A 17,775-nucleotide genomic window follows, 5' to 3' on the forward strand; every position below is an offset into this window, starting at 1 on the left:
GATTCTTTAATCTCAAACATACACAAATTAAAGACTCACTAATATTAAATTAACAACCTCATACATATATAAAGAAACAGTAAGAGAGCAAATGATAATAAAAAAAAATTCCATATAAAAAAAATAATTATAATAAGGAAAACAATCACAAAAAAAGTTTATACTGAATATTAATACACATCAGTTATTATAAAATAAGCTTATTTAAAAAAATAACTATTTAAATCAGATAGTTAACAAAAGTACACCCAATTTGCGATTCATCCCAGACTTACAGAAGTCGAGGTATTCTCGCATTTTTAAGATAAATCTGATTGAAAAATTAAATGAAAAAACACTAAAATTTTCAAAAAATATTAAAAATTAAAATAAAAAAATAATTAAGGATTGCATGCCTCATCAGCCGCACCCATAACTACACTAACTTCCTCAGACAGGTTTATCTCTGATATTCTCTTATCGGATTCATATTTTGCAGTATAATATGCCTGTGCAAAGTTCATTGTAACAAATAGGACCTCTTTGAAATCGATTATGAAATCATCCTTAGGGATTTTGTTTAAAATACCGATTAATTCGGTTGCATCATCACCGGATTCCAAATGAGAGCCAAATTCAGCTCCAAGATTAATCATCATAATTAACACCTACATTATTATTTAGGGTTCATCATATATTAGAATAATGAAATGTCCATACTGTAACAGAAAATTAGTCAAAGTGTTTCATGGAGAACCCGGCGATGAACTTGCCGAGGAATCCCTGAACAACACTGTAATTATAGGAAATTGCTGTTCGATTGAGTCAAACTATTACTGCGAGTATTGTGACGAATTCTTCAATCTATAACTCTAAAATTTCCCTGTCCGGGTCGGCATTCTTGAATAGGTTAACAGTGGTGTCCCTTCCATATGCGAATTTCAAAATGCCTGTGTGAATAACCTTCAAGTCATCATCTGAAAATCCTTCCAAATAGTAGATTTTACCCTTTTCACCAATATTTACCAGAAATCTTATTAAATTTTTGTAAACAAGAATATTGTGAGGCTTATATATGATAATGTCATCAGTGATATATTCCTTAAGCTTTTCAATATCTAAAAATCCCGGTTGGATAACTTCAACATTACAGTTGGGAAATTTTTCCAGGATTATCGATTCATAGTCCACACCATCACCAATTAACTATTGGCCTACTACAATTAAATAAGTTATCCTAATCAATGAACTCTTCAAAGAAATCATCAAAAACATCAGAAATTACAGATTGTAGAAAAATGAAAAATTGTTATTGGTGATTAAAATTGATTTTATGCTTGTAAATTATCTTTATTTATAACTTAACCATTTATAAGCAATGAAAAATAATATTGGAATGCAAATAAAAATTTATGAGGTTAAAAAATGAATGAAATTAATTTAAAAGCCTATGCCAAAATGTTTCAAGAAACATTTAATGACTCAAGAAAAATCGCATTCCTGACTCCAGAACATCTGAAAAAACTAGATGGAAATGCAACTCCAAGAAGAGACATTTTCATGACTGAAGATGGGGAATTTATTGATTTTGAAATCCAATATGAAGATGTTGATGTAGCCGAACTTGTGAAATACATTGAAATTGCTGAAAACCTTTATGAAAAACTTCAAAAACCTATTTCAATTTATGTATTATGCCCAAAAAATAGCAGACTGTTAGTGAAAGAGTGTCCAATTAAGTCAGATGCAGATTTTAAAATCAGAATTGCCTGTTCACATCAAGACCCTTGCCATATGATTCTCAACCACATCAAACATAAGACCAGAAAAAACATTAGTCTTGACCATGAGGACATCCAAATCCTACATATGCTTCCCGTAAACTGTGCAAAAAAGGACAGGCATTACTTTAGAATGGAAACATTACGAATAATTAATGAAAATTACCTGTAATTATTTGTTCCATTTCAAAATGGTTTTTCCGAAGTGGGAATTATGATCCATGTCAAAAGCCTGTCTCAAGTCATCTAGAGTTTTTATTTCACATATGTTTGTAACGAGCTTTTCGAGATATTCAAAAAGTTGAGGATTTTGCTTGAGAGTTTCAACAACTCCAACAAAGTCTTCCCTTTCAGACCGGCTATTTCCCTGAATGGTCAATCCCTTTTCCAAAACCATTCGAGTATTTATAGGTATAGGATACTCACTTACACCAAATAGGTTTACTGTACCCTGTGGATTAATCAGATCGATAATCTGTTCAATTGCAGACTGGGAAGCGCTTGAACCTACACATTCAAAGGCATGATCAATAGCCAAATCCTTTGGGACGTTATGTATCTGATATATCTCATCAGCAAAGGAGAAGAGATTCAAGTTTTCAAGGTGCTTTCCAAAAACAACAATTTTTGAATCCGGAAATTTATTCTTTAAAAATAGTGCAGTGATAAAACCTAAATTTCCATCACCCCACACTCCCAATGTATCCTTTGGAGTTATGGCAAGTTCACCAAACTTGGAAATTCCCTGAAATGCTACACTAATCAGTTCTATAAATACTGCAACATTAGGATTGAAATCATCAGGAATCTTTACAACACGACTTGCATCGAGTTTAACCAAATCTGAGGTGAATCCGTCAAAACCGCTTCCTCTGAATTTGGATTTATATGAATAATTCGCCCTGCAGACATCCTCACCACCGGGAGTGTTCGGTATCATCACTACATTGTCACCGGAGTCAAACTCTCCGGTATTATCATAAACAACCTCTCCGATTCCTTCATGAATCAATGCCATAGGCAATTTCTTTTCCAGAACATCCCCTGGCCTTGAACCCTGATAGTATCTTTGATCAGCCTGACAGATTGAAAGGTAGGTTGGCCTTACAACCACACCATCCAGTTCTATTTCATCAATAGCCTCTTCAAAGAACTTTGGTGATTTGAGTCTGTAGACAATGTTAATCATTTTTATCCTCAAGTATTGTATTTGCTAATTTTAAATCATATGGATAAGTAATCTTGATATTTGTCACTTCACCATCAACCAGATGTACATCTTCATCTTTAAGTGTGAAGATTTTACATGCATCTGTCAGTATATTGGTTTCAGCTTCTGTTAAACTGTTGATTAAATTGAAAAGTTTCTTTATATTGAAGCTCTGTGGAGTTTGGCCTTGGTAATAATAATCCCTCACAGGGATACTTTCAATGGTCTCACCATTGACACTTTCAACGATAGTGTCTGTGGCCGGAACAACGGTGTCACATGCTCCATATTTTCTTGCAGCATCTATATTGTCCTCAATAATCCTATGGGTAACGAATGGACGTACAGAGTCATGTGTAAGAATAATAGAATCCTCATCAATTCCAAAATTCTCATCAATATATTTTATACTGTTCAGCAAGGTGTCATTTCTGGTTTGCCCACCTTCAATGACAATTATGTCATCATTTTCACCAATGAATTCATTGATTAAATTAATAGTGTGGTTTATGAAGTTTTTTGGAATCAATACAATGGTCTTATCAATATCATCATTAATTACAAATTTTTCAATTGTATGAATAATAACAGGCTTGTTTCCTAATGTCAGGAACTGTTTTGGAGTGTCAGTATCTCCCATTCTTGAACCTATCCCACCTGCCAAAATTGCTGCAAAAATCATCAACATTACTCCTTAAATTAATTTTGGAACCAAATAGTCTATAATCACTGTTCCATCATTAACATTTTTAAAAAAAATACTATATAAAATTTTCAAAAAAAAAGTAGTTGAGAGTAAGACTCTCAAATCTAAAAATTATTCCTTTGAAAACATGATTAAAAAATGAGATTTACCTTCAGGAATATCTTCACCGATTTCCTCATTCAAATAAATCTTTTTAAGACCATGGTCATTGAATAATTTTTCCAAATCTTCAGGAGAAGATCTGACTTGTGTAGGAGGTCCATTTGGAACATCCCATGCTTTATAATCCATTATCGCAATTTTACCATCTTTTTTAATTATTCTTGAAAGTTCATCGACAGCCTCATCCATTTTTCTTGACGCTTTAAATCCATGGAAAACATTGACCATTAAAACTACATCTATTGATTCATCATCCACCCCAGGAATACCTTCGGTAATATCTGCCTCAATATTAATCAAGTTTTCAATGTTATTTTCTGATTTATATGTTTCCATATCCTCAATTGATGCGTTATAGATATCCACTGCATATACTAACCCTTTATGATTGTAGTCTTCAAGGATTTTGATTGCATTGTGACCATCACCGCAGCCAGCGTCCATAAATGTTTCATCACCAGCCAACTCCAATTCTTGAATTATTTCATCGGAATCTAAAAAGAATGCACTGGAAAATCCATGTGCTCTGTGTCCATTTTCTGGCATCATCATTATTATCACCTAAATAATAATCTTAAAAAAATAGTATATAATATTTATCAATGTGAAAGAATGTAAATAACAATCAAAAATAGTTAAAAATAAGAAAAAAAAGTTATAAGAGGATTATTTTTTCCAAGTTTGTTTAACTCCTCTTCCTCTTTTACTACCAGGTTTAGTATAACTTCTTTTTTGTCTGGTTCTTCTGTTAGTACCTTTAACTTTAGCCATGTCCTTCCCTCCTTAAAATTTATCATTACAAAATTAGAATTAAATCTATAACATAAAAATATTTGTTTTTAATATATTTAAAACTTTTCTTTAAGTAGTGTATTCTGCATTGATTTTCACATAATCATATGTTAAATCACAGCCCCAAGCGGTAGCTTCACCGTCACCCAAATACATGTCAATATTTACTGTGACATTTTTTGACTGCATTATCTTTTCAGCTCTTTCAAGATAAGGTGTGTCGTCAAAGGCCAATATTTCACCTTTTTTAACCAAATCAACATCATCCACATCATCTGCAATTGAAATTGTGACAATATCCGGATCCAGTTCACAACCTGAGTAACCAATTGCTGAGACTATTCTTCCCCAGTTTGGATCCCCGCCAAATACTGCAGATTTAAACAAACTTGAAGAAATGATTGATTTTGCTGCAAGACGTGCATCCTCATCATTTTTAGCACCATACACATTGGCTTCAATGAATTTGGTGGCACCTTCACCGTCACGCGCCATCTTTTTGGCCAAATCAATGCAAATGTAATTTAATGCTTCCTGGAAATTGGAATCAAGTTCACCATCCCTAGCAACTTCAATTCCGGATGCACCGTTTGCCATCATCAGGCATGTGTCATTTGTACTTTCATCACCATCGACAACAATCATGTTGAAACTGATATCGGCTGCTTTTTTCAATGCCTTATTGATTTCATCTGCAGGAATAACCGCATCGGTTACAATGAATGACAGCATTGTTCCCATATTAGGGGCAATCATACCGCTGCCCTTGGTGATTCCTGCAATCTTAACTTTTTCACCAGTTGTCAAGGTCACTTCAACAGCACATTCCTTTGGAAATGTATCAGTAGTCATGATGGCCTTAGCGGCCGCAAGAGAATTTTCAGGTTTATCACCCAAAGAAGATAAAGATTCATATGCAACTTTTGAAATGATATCTATTGGCATTTCACGGCCTATAACACCTGTGGATGAAATGGCAATCTCATCTTTTGGCAATTTTAAATCTTTAGCAACAAGTTCCACTAGGGTTTCACAGTCCTTAATTCCCTGTTGACCTGTAAAACAATTTGCATTACCACTATTTACAAAAACAGCAGAAATAATTCCTTTCTTAAGAACATTTTTTGTATACTTAACAGGCGCTGCAACAACTTTATTTGATGTAAATACAGCTGAAGCAGCACTGTTTGGTGAAACAATTATGCTGACACCATATTTACCTTCACGAGCGCCTGACACCTTAAGATTTTCTATTACAGAAAATCCTCCATCAAGCTCTTTAATAAAACTCATAAAAATCACAAAAAATCAGTTATTTACATTAGAATAATTATTACTTAACTGAGAAGTTATATTTTCATTAAAGTCAATACTATCAACTTCTTTATCATAAATTACCTGACTAGTATTATTTAATCCTGTTGTCATTTCCCGGGTAACATTTTCAAAATGAGGTCCATCATCATTACCATCATCAAAACTTAATGACACTCCAATTCCAGCACCTATTACAAACGCTGCCAATGCAATAATCATGATTAAAACAACAAAACCACTAGTTTTTCTTTTTTTCTTAGCTCTTCTTGGATTTTGAGAGACAGGCATAGCTGGACGAGCATTAAAGTTATTTTTTCTTCTCCTCCTTACCTTTCTATTGGAGGCCTTATTACGACCATTTCCTGATCTTAAAACTCTCTTATTGTCGTTCTTTCTAGCCATAATTTTTCTCTTTCAATCTTTAAGCAAAAAATGCATAGCCTAATGCTATTATAACACCTATAAAACTGAATGCACCTAATCCTAAAATGGACAGCATATATGCAAATATAAATACGAATGCAAATACTCCAATTAACTTAGGCTTTTCATTTTCCACCAGGTTAATCAATGTCCTGGTGAATTCAGATGGAATATTATAAGCATATAATCCATTTGCCAATTCAAAAACAACTAAAGATAATGGAGAAGTCGCTTCCAAATCATCAACCAATTGTGCTCTTTCACCAGCTTCACGTCTGCTTCTTCCAATTCCTGCTCTGATTTTTGCACCGTTATCCAAAGCAAACCATGCTGCATCAAGTCCTGCACGAATAGCCAAATCCTTTGATGGGAATCTTGCAATAAAGTCATCCCCACCTTCACGGTATCCTTCAAGTTCACCGTCACATTCGGTTTCAATGAAATTCTTGATTCCTGTCATCAACTCAACAAGTTGGTTTCTACCGTTTTTGTTGATGAATTTGGTTGAGTCAATCAAATCGATGAAGAGATAATTTTCCAAATCCACTGGCCTTGATTCCTTAAGAAGGAAAGGTTCATCGAACACCAATGCATACTCTCCACCTAATTTAGTGAAGGCAATTCCAGGAAAACTTCCAACACTTTGAGTATAGTGAATAGCACGTTCAATTGAAGCTGCACCAGTCATTCCTACAGCAGATATAACCTGAATTCCTTCAGATAATCCGATTCCAATCAACTCAATAGCAACACGAATTGCATCGTTTTTACTCAGCATTCTTGCAACCAGTTCTGTTGCTGTTTTTTCCACAATCTCTCCTTTTTCGTTTTGAATAATTTTAACGAAAATATCAATTAAACGAGAAGGATGTGGAAGTTCAATGTAGAAATAACGGTCACTTCCCATGATGATGTTACTAACCAATGCATATTCTTCAATCTTATTTTCTGCAGGTTTCAGTTCATGAAAAGTATAATCCTTTGGCAGGTTTTCAGCCCCTACATCACGAACAAGATTTTGCAAAATTGTATCTGAAGTAATTTCTGCTTTTTCAAGTTCAAACAGGATTGTTTGAGTATAATTGAACAATTCTACATACTCAGTTTCCAAAGAATTTGTTGGAAAAAATTTTGTTCCAACCGCAATAGGATTAAGTTTGGTTGTAAGCTTGATAAAAGACTTAGTTAATGAATTAGCCATCTAAGTCCCCTCCTTTTTCCAATTCTATTTCAAATTGTCCCGGTCTTTCTAAAATCATATCCGGCTTTACAGACACGAACGGGAACTTCCAAGATCCGAGTCTTCCGGCTATAGTGCTTGCAATATTTCTTGAATTTCTTTTAATGAAAACTTCATCATGCTCGCTTACACGTACTAAAATGTTATATGGAGCAGTTTCGGTCACTTCATCTGCAAGCAGAATATTCAATTCAAAAGTGCCAGGTTTTGTAAATAAATCATTTCTTACTGCAATTAAAGGCTTTTTCTCCAAACCTAATCTGTCTGCAACTGTAACTGAAATGTTACCTGCATTTTTTACAGCAAGCTTATAATCTTTAGGATGCACCAATACAAAAATCACATATGGAGCTGCAATTTCAACATCATCAACCATTTCTACGATTTTATTGAACATTGGAATTTTCGCAAAAATGTTCTCCAGTTTGGATTCCGCATTGGTTTCATTATCAATACGAATAATAGCCTGTTTGGCAATATTCAATGGAGAAATCTCTAAACCTTCCTTACCTGTGTAGATTTCCCATTTTTTAAAGTTTAATTCTTTAATGATTTCATCACAAATGTGTTGAAGAATATTTTTATCCTTTTTAGGTTTTTTCGGTTTTCCGAATGTTAGTCTTCCATTGTCAATAATGAATGGAATTCTCATTGAAGCAATATTCCTAAATTCAGCAGCATAATCTCTGAATTTATCATTTGATAAAATTTTTGCTTTTTCACGAGTTGCAATATCCAATATAAAATGATCGGCATCATTTCCTGCCGGAACTTCCTCTACATTATCACTGTCCAGCAATCTAGCAAATTTTTCTTTATCATCAATATCATGACGTAGTGATGCATCAGCTATAATTACAAATTCATCTTCACTTTCCTCTAATGCTTTAACAGCAGCAAGAATGTTGGACATTTGAGGTTGTCCATTTTCGTTTTTAACATGATACGCCACATTAGAAGCATCTACAACTACTTTCATAATATCACCTAAAAATAATAATTTAATTCAGTATATTATATATATTTCATTCAATATTTAAACTTAATTTATAATTTATTTCTTGGATATTTTCCAAATAAAAACCTTTCGCCTTTTACTTCATTTAGAAAAATCTCGATTTCATCTTCAGTTATGTTATAAACATTATAGGAATTCTTATTTTTACCCCTGAGTTTTGTGGAGCATAATGAACCAGCATTTATAATCAATGTGTCATTCAGTTTCCAAATCTTTGGAACATGCTTGTGTCCGGATAAAACCAAATCGACCTCATGGGTTATCAGAGTGTCTAAAATATCGCCAGCATCATTTAAAACATTACGTTCACGGCCAGTTTGAGGAATAGGCACTACATGATGGTGCAAAGCAACAATAATAAAATTTTCATTAATTACACACTCATCCAACTGATGTTCCAGCCACATGTGCTGAGGCCTTCCAACATGACCCCCATCGACATCAGGAGAGCTGCTGTCAATTCCGATGACTGTGAAATCACCATCCATAGTTAATTTCCAGCTTTTTTCACCAACCAACTCTTCAAAAGTCTGATATCCTAAGTTACGGGCATCATGATTTCCAGGAATGGCAAATAATGGAGCTTCAAACATTTCCAAATATCTTTTTGCCTGTTCAAACTCCTTGTAATAACCAGTATCTGTAATGTCCCCTGTCAATATTATCATGTCAGGCTGCAAATTGTTTATTTCAGCCACTGCAGCCATAAATATCTCTTCATCAAAAGAGATGTTAGAGACATGTAAATCTGAAATGTGTGCAATCAAAGTCATGTTATCATTGATTTAATTTCATTATAGCTTCTGCAAGATCTCCTTTACATTCTTCAAGTGCTTCTCTTGCCTTTTCCTGAGAAACCCCTGCACTGTTTGCTACCATTTCAACATCTTCATCAGGAATTTCAATTTCATATTCCAATTCAACCTCACGAGCCTTACCTTCAATCTGGTATGTTTCCTGGCCCATAACATTCATTAGACTTACACTAGGATTATCAATGATTAATTCTTTATCTTCAAAACGGATTATGACTTCTTGAGCACCGTGGAGTTCCTCCATTTTCATACCCATCTTTTTCATCTGTCTTTCCATCTGCTTCATTTGCTTTTTATTCATACCCGGTATCATGTCTATAACCTTCAATAAATTAACTATTTATAATTATATCTTTAATTATTATTAAAAGTAACTTAATTTTCAAATCCGTAAATTTCAGTTTCAAATGTTTTAGCAACATCTTTTAAAACTTCAGGGATATTGATTGATTGTGGACACTCTTCAATGCATGCTTCACATTCGATACAGTCAGAAGCGATTCCAACATCAGGAAGCTTTGAATAGTTGAGGTAGGCATTTCCAAATTGTGTCCAGTCCTCCTTTTCAAGCATCTTATGCTTGTTATACAAATCGAATACCTTAGCAATGTCAATCTCTTCAGCGCATGCATCAACACAGTATCTGCATTTTGTACAGTCAACTGTAATGTTGCTGTTGATGATGTCTGAAACCTCTTTTATAATTTCCATTTCCTCATCATTTAACGGATCGGCATTTTTAAACTCATCAATGTTGTTTTCAAGCTGTTCAAGAGTGCTTGCACCTGTATACACTACGCATACGTCGTCAATGTTGGCTACAAATCTCATTGCCCATGAAACTACTGACCTGTCAGGATTATAATCTTTCATGAGTTTTTCTGCCTCTTGAGGCACATCAGCCAAAAATCCTCCTTTATAAGGTTCCATGATCATTACTTTCTTGTTGTATTTCCTTGCAACTTCCCAGCATTTTCTTGAGTCAATTCCCTCATCGTCCCAGTCAAGGTAGTTGATTTGAAGCAACACGAATTCCAATTCAGGATGCTCAAATAGGATTTCCTCCAAAAATTCCGCATTTCCGTGAGTGGATATTCCAATGTGCTTGATGTAGCCTTCCTCTTTTTTCTTTTGGATGAATGAATATAAGTCAACGTTTTTCCAAGCGTTTTCTGTAAATCCGCTTACATTATGAAGCATATAATAGTCAAAGTAGTCAACACCACAGTTTTCAAGCTGTTGTGCAAACAACGGCTCAAGCTGTGATTCCTCAGTTATTACAAACAATGGCAATTTTGTTGAAATTTTGAATGATTCCCTTGGATATCTTTTAACTACGGATTCCCTGAAGGCTGCTTCACCCACTCCTTCATGATAAACGAATGCTGTGTCAAAGCAGTTGAATCCTGCATCCATATATAAGTCCACCATCTTGTTTACCTGTTCCATGTCAATGCTTGTCTGGTCGTTTTCATCAACCAATGGAAGTCTCATCATTCCCATACCTAATTTAGTCATTATTATCTCCTCTAAAATCATTTTGCTCCAATTACTTTATTGATATATGGCACTTTTTCCAAAACATACATTATTATCATAGAAGTTATGAGAATCAATAATACCATTTCTATAAAAGTACTGCAGTATCCACAATATGGAACGATGTCCCTATAAATACAAAGGAACAATCCCTGTATTAGATAAATGCCATAACTATATTTAGCAATCATGAAAATAAACATTTTAACCATTTTGGTCAATCTTTCACTGAAATTTAAATTAATATTGAACTTATTGAAATTCTTGAACAGCAAGAACACAGCCATCACTTCAATGCACATGAGGATGGAATACCTGTTATATACATACATTTCAGAAGCAGTTGAATGATAGGTCGCAAGTATGACTGTTACCGCTGATGTTATGATCAGCAGCGCCAATGCGAAGTAAGGATTGTTTAGAATCCTTCTTTCAGTGTGTCTTAAGTAATATCCTGCCACTACAAGACCTATTGGGCATGTGAAATAAGACAGCTTAATTGGAAATGCCATATTTAATGTATAATCATACAGACAAGTTATAAGCCAGAAAACCAGAAAGTATTCTGCTTCCACAAGCTCTGAATGCAACAGCCACTTGTTGAATATCGGCATGATGAGGTAAGTTCCCAAAATCATCCAGAAGAACCAGTATGGATCATAACCTCTTGAAGTGGCAAAGAAAACACCCATAAAGAACTCATATATTGAATTAATATCAAAACTATTTATAAATGAAAATCCAAAATAATACGATATTATTACAGCAATAGCACCTGTCACAATCCCCCAGAAAAGGAAAGGGCCAACAATACGTGGAATTCTTTTACCTAAAAACTCCCTTATCGTCCATACTCTGCCCAATGACAATGCTCCCGCTAACATAAGAAACAAATCAACACCAATTCTAAAGCAGTTTCCTATGAACTGTGAAAATATCCAGTCAAATGATGGAATAACTGCATAATCGGCCATTACATGGACTCTGGTGACTGCATAAACGTGAACAACAATAACACAGATGATTGCTAATGCCCTTAAAGCATCAAAATAGAATATTCTCTTAGATTTCGCAACTGTCATAATAAAATTTAACCAAAATAGATTAAAAATATATTTAAATTAAGTTAATAATAAGTATTTTCATGAACACTAACAGATGCCATTGGGCAGGAGACGATGAAACCTACATAAGATACCATGATGAGGAATGGGGAGTTCCAACCCATGACGACAAGGAACTATTTGAAATGCTAGTTCTGGAATCATTTCAGGCAGGGCTTTCATGGATTACCATCCTTAAAAAGCGTGAAAACTTCAAGAAGGCTTTCGATGACTTTGATGTCGTTAAAGTTGCAGGTTATGGTGAAGAAAAAATCAATGAACTTAGGGAAAATGAGGGGATAATCCGCCACAAGGGAAAAATAACCTCCGCAATTAACAACGCCAAGATTTTTATTGAAATCCAAAAGGAATTCGGCAGTTTTGACAACTATATCTGGGGATTTACTGACGGTGAAATAATAAAAGCAGAATACTTGACTGAGTCAGACTTGTCAAAAAATATCTCCAAAGATTTGAAAAAACGTGGAATGAAATTTGTCGGACCAACAATAATCTATTCATACCTGGAATCAATTGGTGTTATTGACAACCATCAGGAGGATTGCTTTAAGTATTAGCTAGTCTTCCAGCAATATTATATTATTGGGATCAATTTTTATATAATCAGGGATGTTAAATTCGTGATCCCGAATTTGCTTATCCTTTTTCCACCACAAACCGTTTGCCAGAGTTATTTCCCACTCAAAAGGCATCTCTAATTTTGTTGCATCCACAGTATCAAATGCATTAAGGTCATCCCTATCAGCAGGGCCAAAGTCGTGTGCCCTTATTCCTATATGGGTAATGTTAGGTGAGATTTTCTCAGCCACTTCCAATTCAAGATTCCAGTCAATAGCCATTACATGATAATCATCGATTTTCTCGATTTTGGAAATGTTTTTACAGCCTGTGAGCTTGGCAACCCTCACATTTCCAGGATTTTCAAAAAGCTCATGGGTTTTTCCTTTCGCTATGACTTTTCCCTCATCCAGTATCAGAAGCTCATCACAGAACTGGAATGCCTCATCACGGTCGTGAGTAACAAGAACAGAAAAACCGTCAAAAATTTTAAGTAAATTTACCAGTTGGATACGTAACTGTTCCTTTAATACAGTATCCATAGCGCTAAAAGGTTCATCCAAAAGTAAAACATCAGGCCCATAAGCCAAAATACGTGCCAAGGCCACTCTCTGCTGTTGACCACCGGACAATTGTCGAGGATATCTTTTCTCCAATCCTTCCAGATGAAAACGCCTGATCATTTCCGAAACGATTTTGCCGTCATGATTTTTAGGCAGCCCACTTGCAACATTCTCCTCAACTGTCATGTTTGGAAACAGCGCATAGTTTTGAAAAAGATAACCAACATGTCTTTTTTGGGGTTTTAAATTAATTTTTTTAGAGGAATCATAATAAACGTACTCTTCATCAGTCGTTAAACTTACAACCCCACTATCAGGATTTACAATACCGGCAATGGATTTTAATGTCATACTTTTACCGCAACCGGAAGGACCAAGAATTCCCAGACATCCATTTTTTAATTCAAAATCGACATCCAAGTCGAATTCCTTGAGTTTCTTGTGGATATTTACTTTTAATGATTTGTCGCTCATAACCCTTCCCCATTATCTCCATTGCTTCTCCTTACGTATTGAAACATAATCCATTACAAAAATGGCTATGAATGCTATAATAACAATGACAACTACATAATTGAATGCATCTCCCATATTTCCTGCAGCCACTTCAGAATAAACTGCCATTGGAAGAGTTCTGGTTTGTCCTGCAATATTACCTGCAAGCATTGCTGTAGCACCGAATTCTCCTAAACCACGGGCGTAAGCAAGAATTCCTCCACCGATAATTCCAGGCAATGCGTTTGCAAATAAGACCTTCCAGAAAATTTTCCACTCGGACATCCCCAATGTACGGCCGGCATCCAAAAGGTTGGAATCAACCTGTTCAAATGCACTTCGAGCGGAACGATACATCAAAGGAAAAGACATGACGACAGCAGCAATAACGGTTGCCCACCATGAAAATGCAATCTTTACGGTGAAAAAATCTATAAAGAATTTACCAATAGGTCCCCTGACACCAAAAATATACAATAAAAAGAATCCCACTACAGTAGGAGGCAATACAAGAGGCAGTGTGAAAATACCGTCAAGTACACTTTTTGTTGTATCGTTTTTTATCATGACAATGCCCCAAGCTACAATCAAACCTAAAAAGAAGGTTATTAAAATTGACAAACTTGCGGTTTTCATTGAAATGAAAATAGGTGACCAATCCATCATGTATTTACTTCCTTAAAAATAATTCAAAAAATAAAATTTATTAACAATATTATATTAAATAATCTGATATTTAAATGAACGACAAGAAAAAATAAATGTGCAAATCATCTTCAACTTAAAGTCGAAGAATGATTGCATTGAAAGTTAAACTATTTGTGAATAGTAAAACCATAATCTACAAATACATCTTGAGCTTCTTTAGATTGCAAGAATTCAAGGAATATTTTTGCAGCATCTGCATCTTTAGAATCTTTTAAAACAGCTACAGGATAAATAACTGGAGTTTTTAAAGCATCTTCAGGAGCTTCACAAACTACTTTAACTTTATCATTAGATTTAGCATCAGTAGCATATACGATACCGCAATCAGCAGATCCTTCTGCAACTTGGTTTAATACAGCAGTTACATCAGTACCTAAAGATAATTTGGATTCAACATCACTCCATATACCTGTATTGTTCATTACTTCTTGAGCATATTGTCCAGCAGGTACGGATTCCGGATCTCCAATAGCAATGTTTCCATTAACATTTTTTAAATCATCGAATGAGGAAATATTTGAATTGGAATCAGCCGGTACGATTAAAACAACTTTGTTTTCTAAAGATTGTACGTTTGTACTGTTGTCAATTAAACCTTTTTCAGCTAAAGCATTCATCTGTTTGTTAGCAGCAGACATGAAAACATCCGCTTCCAAACCGTTTTCAATTTGAGTTTGTAAATCTCCACTTGAAGCGTAAGTTGGAGTGACCTTTACTCCAGGATACTTTTGCTCAAACATCGGAATTAATTTTTCATCATAAACATTTTTTAAACTGGCCGCTGCAGCCAAATTAATTTCCTTACCATTTAAATCAGTACTGTTTGTGCTGTTGTCACCGCCTAAAAAATCAAATAAACCTGCGCTGACTGTTGAAGCTGCACAAACAACTATAAATATAGCCAAAATCGCGATAATTATTTTTTTATTATCCATAATTTCTCCTCTAAAATCGTTGTGAAAAAATGTTCACATACTAATATTTTTAACAAAATCTATATAAATCTTTTGTTATGAAACATATTACTAAAAAAATCATTCGAAAAATAAAAATAGATTAAAAAATATTTTATAAAGATAAAAATACATTTTATCAAAAATAACGAATAATATCATATTGCGTATCAATAACTAAAAAATCGAATGTTATTTTGTTTACTATAGATAGTATGGTTGGACAATGAGAACATTCAATACTATCAAACAAAAAGTTATATAAAATGAAATAAAATTATAATTTAGGTGAAAAAATATGTCAAATATCGAAAAAGTATACGAAATTTTAGAAAAAGCAGAAACTTTCTACCTTGCAACCGTTGATGGCGACAAACCAAAAGTAAGACCATTGGGCGGTCGTGTATTTCATGACGATAAAATCTGGTTTACCATAGGAACATACAAAGACGTCTACAAACAACTTGAAGTCAACCCTAATGCCGAAATTGCCGCATGGGACGGAGAACACTTCCTAAGATACTACGGAGAAGCAGTTCTTGAAAAAAATGAAGAAGTAATTGCAAAAGCATTTGAAGCAATGCCTGAAATCAAGGCAGTTTATGAAGAAAACAACCTTGAAATGGGTGTATTCTACCTCGACAATGCAACTGCCGAAATAAGAAACATGATGGCTATTGAAGAGTCATTTGAATTTAAGTATTAAGGGTTTAACCCCTTAATCACAAATTTCATTAATGATGCCAAGCGCATTTAATAATCTTGGAAAACCAATATACGGCAATATAATAGTTATTGCAGACACCAGTTTTTGCTTATCATTGCCAACGCTCAAATTGCCCTGAGTGTGACCCCTTAACTGATTTTCACAACCACCCAAAGTTGCAATAAATGTGAATGTTATCAATTCCCTTTGCTGGTCATTTAACCCGTCACGGGTGTAGAAGTCACCAAAACAATAACCTTCAAGGAAACTGTCAAAATGTTTTTGACCTTCAGGTCTTGTCTGCTTCATTGCTGTAATTAACTCTTCACCGAAATATCTGTTTTGTATTTCAAGACCCTTTTCATACCTGTCTTCGGAATTGGTATTGGATCTTGGAGACAAAGGCAAATCAATTCCTTTTTTATCGAATACTTTTATTACAACCCCAAAGAAATTGTGTGCACGGCCAAATCCCACATATGGAACAGATTGGTAAAGCAGTTCTTTAACTTCTTCAGGAGTTATATATTTATTTATAGCAGCCAATAAAATCTTTTTAAATGCCTTTGGAGATTGACATGCAATCAATGATGCCAAACTCACCAATACTGAATCCTTTTCATCCAAACTGGAATTCTGGTAAACTTCATCATAAGCAAAGTTTTTAAATATCTCATGAAATTCCGGGTCATTTTTTTCAATTCTTTCAAAATTTTCAAATAAATCTTTCATTTTCACACCTACCTACTATTTTATCATTATAAAGGTTTAAGTTTTCCATAGAAGTATGATGCTGTTGCACCGCCATCCGCTAAAAAGTCACTGCCTGTGATGAATGTTCCCTTATCACCCATCAATAATTCAGCCACATTTGCAACCTCATCCGCTGTTCCAGGCCTTCCGGATGGGCAGTTTGCAAACATGTTTTTGTAGAAATCACCTCTAGGACCCTTGAATTCATCAATAGCAAGAGGAGTTACGATAATTCCCGGAGAAATTGAGTTGATTCTTGCTCCCTTTTCACCCCATCTGCATGCTTCATACATTACCCTTTTAACATTGCATCTTTTTGCCAATTGATAGGCATGGAGCGTATCAACAATATTTTCCTCCTGAAGCACTTCCAAATCCAGCAATTCTTCAGTTGGAGTTGTTGCAAGCTGTTCATCAATTTCTGCACCTAACTGTTTCATCCTATGTCCAGATTGAGAAGATATTGTTACTCCAACACCTCCTTCTTTTATTACTTTTCCGATTTCTTCAAGTAAAACTGCAGTTCCATATAAGTCCACTTTTAATATTGTCTTTATTGGAGCCTGTGACGGTGATACCCCAGCAGCATTAACGAAATATGAAATTTCACCATATTTTTGGGCAGTTTTGATTAAATTTTTAATTGATTCCCTTGAGGAGATATCACATTCCTGAATTTCAACATCAAATCCCGCTTCAACCATTATTTTAGCAATATTTTCTGCATTTTGAATGTTTTTATCCCCTATGACTATTTTTTTGCCATGTCCAATTCTTCTTGCAATTGCCATACCAATTTGGCCTGCTCCTGTTAATAACACTACCTCTGACATAATATCTCCTAAAATAGAATTAGTTTAAAGACATATAAAAATGTTGTTATATGCAACAATTAGGGAAATAAATCCAACCATTAATGATAATCCCAAATCT

The 17,775-nt window shown here is 34.5% G+C and carries 22 protein-coding genes; 4 read left to right on the forward strand and 18 right to left on the reverse strand.

Annotated features, from left to right (window positions below):
* Positions 1 to 380: 380 nt before the first annotated feature.
* Positions 381 to 638 carry a hypothetical protein gene (locus QZV03_RS06135; RefSeq protein ID WP_296874892.1) on the reverse strand — a complete coding sequence of 86 codons (258 nt, stop codon included), beginning with the start codon at positions 636 to 638 and terminating at the stop codon, positions 381 to 383.
* A gap of 46 nt (positions 639 to 684) precedes the next feature.
* On the opposite strand from QZV03_RS06135, the gene QZV03_RS06140 reads away from it, so the two are divergent.
* Positions 685 to 849 (forward strand): hypothetical protein, encoded by a 165-nt coding sequence (locus QZV03_RS06140; protein WP_296874895.1) that lies wholly within the window; start codon positions 685 to 687, stop codon positions 847 to 849.
* On the opposite strand, the gene QZV03_RS06145 is transcribed toward QZV03_RS06140, so the two are convergent.
* Positions 844 to 1,170: a hypothetical protein gene (locus tag QZV03_RS06145; RefSeq protein ID WP_296874897.1), complete on the reverse strand. Its 327-nt coding sequence runs from the start codon at positions 1,168 to 1,170 to the stop codon at positions 844 to 846. The genes QZV03_RS06140 and QZV03_RS06145 overlap by 6 nt on opposite strands.
* 234 nt (positions 1,171 to 1,404) lie before the next feature.
* Between QZV03_RS06145 and QZV03_RS06150 the strand changes: the two genes are divergently transcribed.
* The gene (locus tag QZV03_RS06150; protein WP_296874898.1) at positions 1,405 to 1,932 is read left to right on the forward strand and encodes a hypothetical protein; all 528 of its coding nucleotides are present in this window, start codon (positions 1,405 to 1,407) and stop codon (positions 1,930 to 1,932) included.
* On the opposite strand, the gene QZV03_RS06155 is transcribed toward QZV03_RS06150, so the two are convergent.
* The 11 genes from QZV03_RS06155 to QZV03_RS06205 form a co-directional block, all read right to left on the reverse strand.
* Positions 1,933 to 2,949 carry an alcohol dehydrogenase catalytic domain-containing protein gene (locus QZV03_RS06155; protein ID WP_296874900.1) on the reverse strand — a complete coding sequence of 339 codons (1,017 nt, stop codon included), beginning with the start codon at positions 2,947 to 2,949 and terminating at the stop codon, positions 1,933 to 1,935.
* Entirely contained in the window at positions 2,942 to 3,652 is a 711-nt protein-coding gene (locus QZV03_RS06160) for a 2-C-methyl-D-erythritol 4-phosphate cytidylyltransferase (RefSeq protein ID WP_296874902.1), read from the reverse strand. The genes QZV03_RS06155 and QZV03_RS06160 overlap by 8 nt, the downstream gene beginning before the upstream one ends.
* Positions 3,653 to 3,787: 135 nt before the next feature.
* Positions 3,788 to 4,390 carry a class I SAM-dependent methyltransferase gene (locus tag QZV03_RS06165; protein ID WP_296874903.1) on the reverse strand — a complete coding sequence of 201 codons (603 nt, stop codon included), beginning with the start codon at positions 4,388 to 4,390 and terminating at the stop codon, positions 3,788 to 3,790.
* Between the two features lie 309 nt (positions 4,391 to 4,699).
* Positions 4,700 to 5,923 (reverse strand): bifunctional ornithine acetyltransferase/N-acetylglutamate synthase, encoded by a 1,224-nt coding sequence (argJ, locus tag QZV03_RS06170; RefSeq protein WP_296874905.1) that lies wholly within the window; start codon positions 5,921 to 5,923, stop codon positions 4,700 to 4,702.
* 15 nt (positions 5,924 to 5,938) lie between these two features.
* Positions 5,939 to 6,349 (reverse strand): hypothetical protein, encoded by a 411-nt coding sequence (locus QZV03_RS06175; RefSeq protein ID WP_296874907.1) that lies wholly within the window; start codon positions 6,347 to 6,349, stop codon positions 5,939 to 5,941.
* A 19-nt stretch (positions 6,350 to 6,368) separates the two neighbouring features.
* A complete protein-coding gene (locus QZV03_RS06180) occupies positions 6,369 to 7,571 on the reverse strand; it encodes a hypothetical protein (RefSeq protein WP_296874910.1) in 1,203 nt (400 codons plus the stop codon).
* A complete protein-coding gene (locus QZV03_RS06185; RefSeq protein ID WP_296874913.1) occupies positions 7,564 to 8,589 on the reverse strand; it encodes a Zc3h12a-like ribonuclease in 1,026 nt (341 codons plus the stop codon). Before QZV03_RS06185 ends, QZV03_RS06180 begins: the two co-directional genes overlap by 8 nt.
* A gap of 68 nt (positions 8,590 to 8,657) precedes the next feature.
* Positions 8,658 to 9,401, reverse strand: a complete 744-nt coding sequence (locus tag QZV03_RS06190) for a metallophosphoesterase (protein ID WP_296874916.1) — start codon at positions 9,399 to 9,401, stop codon at positions 8,658 to 8,660.
* A gap of 4 nt (positions 9,402 to 9,405) precedes the next feature.
* Positions 9,406 to 9,756, reverse strand: a complete 351-nt coding sequence (locus QZV03_RS06195; RefSeq protein WP_296874918.1) for a nascent polypeptide-associated complex protein — start codon at positions 9,754 to 9,756, stop codon at positions 9,406 to 9,408.
* A 62-nt stretch (positions 9,757 to 9,818) separates the two neighbouring features.
* Positions 9,819 to 10,961, reverse strand: coding sequence for an aldo/keto reductase (locus tag QZV03_RS06200; RefSeq protein WP_296874920.1), 1,143 nt, complete (start codon positions 10,959 to 10,961; stop codon positions 9,819 to 9,821).
* 17 nt (positions 10,962 to 10,978) lie between these two features.
* Positions 10,979 to 12,064, reverse strand: coding sequence for an acyltransferase (locus tag QZV03_RS06205; RefSeq protein ID WP_296874922.1), 1,086 nt, complete (start codon positions 12,062 to 12,064; stop codon positions 10,979 to 10,981).
* Positions 12,065 to 12,126: 62 nt separating this feature from the next.
* On the opposite strand from QZV03_RS06205, the gene QZV03_RS06210 reads away from it, so the two are divergent.
* The gene (locus tag QZV03_RS06210) at positions 12,127 to 12,663 is read left to right on the forward strand and encodes a DNA-3-methyladenine glycosylase I (protein ID WP_296874924.1); all 537 of its coding nucleotides are present in this window, start codon (positions 12,127 to 12,129) and stop codon (positions 12,661 to 12,663) included.
* Here QZV03_RS06210 and QZV03_RS06215 read toward each other — a convergent pair whose 3' ends face one another.
* From QZV03_RS06215 to modA, 3 genes are all read right to left on the reverse strand, one after another.
* Positions 12,664 to 13,701 (reverse strand): sulfate/molybdate ABC transporter ATP-binding protein, encoded by a 1,038-nt coding sequence (locus QZV03_RS06215; RefSeq protein WP_296874926.1) that lies wholly within the window; start codon positions 13,699 to 13,701, stop codon positions 12,664 to 12,666.
* A 12-nt stretch (positions 13,702 to 13,713) separates the two neighbouring features.
* Positions 13,714 to 14,388 carry a molybdate ABC transporter permease subunit gene (gene modB, locus QZV03_RS06220; protein WP_296874929.1) on the reverse strand — a complete coding sequence of 225 codons (675 nt, stop codon included), beginning with the start codon at positions 14,386 to 14,388 and terminating at the stop codon, positions 13,714 to 13,716.
* Between the two features lie 149 nt (positions 14,389 to 14,537).
* A complete protein-coding gene (gene modA, locus QZV03_RS06225; RefSeq protein ID WP_296874931.1) occupies positions 14,538 to 15,365 on the reverse strand; it encodes a molybdate ABC transporter substrate-binding protein in 828 nt (275 codons plus the stop codon).
* A gap of 316 nt (positions 15,366 to 15,681) precedes the next feature.
* Here modA and QZV03_RS06230 point away from each other — a divergent pair, with 316 nt between their 5' ends.
* A complete protein-coding gene (locus tag QZV03_RS06230; protein ID WP_296874933.1) occupies positions 15,682 to 16,089 on the forward strand; it encodes a pyridoxamine 5'-phosphate oxidase family protein in 408 nt (135 codons plus the stop codon).
* Between the two features lie 12 nt (positions 16,090 to 16,101).
* Here QZV03_RS06230 and QZV03_RS06235 read toward each other — a convergent pair whose 3' ends face one another.
* Entirely contained in the window at positions 16,102 to 16,821 is a 720-nt protein-coding gene (locus QZV03_RS06235; protein ID WP_296874935.1) for a carboxymuconolactone decarboxylase family protein, read from the reverse strand.
* Positions 16,822 to 16,847: 26 nt separating this feature from the next.
* Positions 16,848 to 17,675: an SDR family oxidoreductase gene (locus QZV03_RS06240; RefSeq protein ID WP_296874937.1), complete on the reverse strand. Its 828-nt coding sequence runs from the start codon at positions 17,673 to 17,675 to the stop codon at positions 16,848 to 16,850.
* Positions 17,676 to 17,775: the final 100 nt, after the last annotated feature.

Source organism: uncultured Methanobrevibacter sp. (assembly GCF_902788255.1).
Lineage (GTDB): Archaea > Methanobacteriota > Methanobacteria > Methanobacteriales > Methanobacteriaceae > Methanocatella.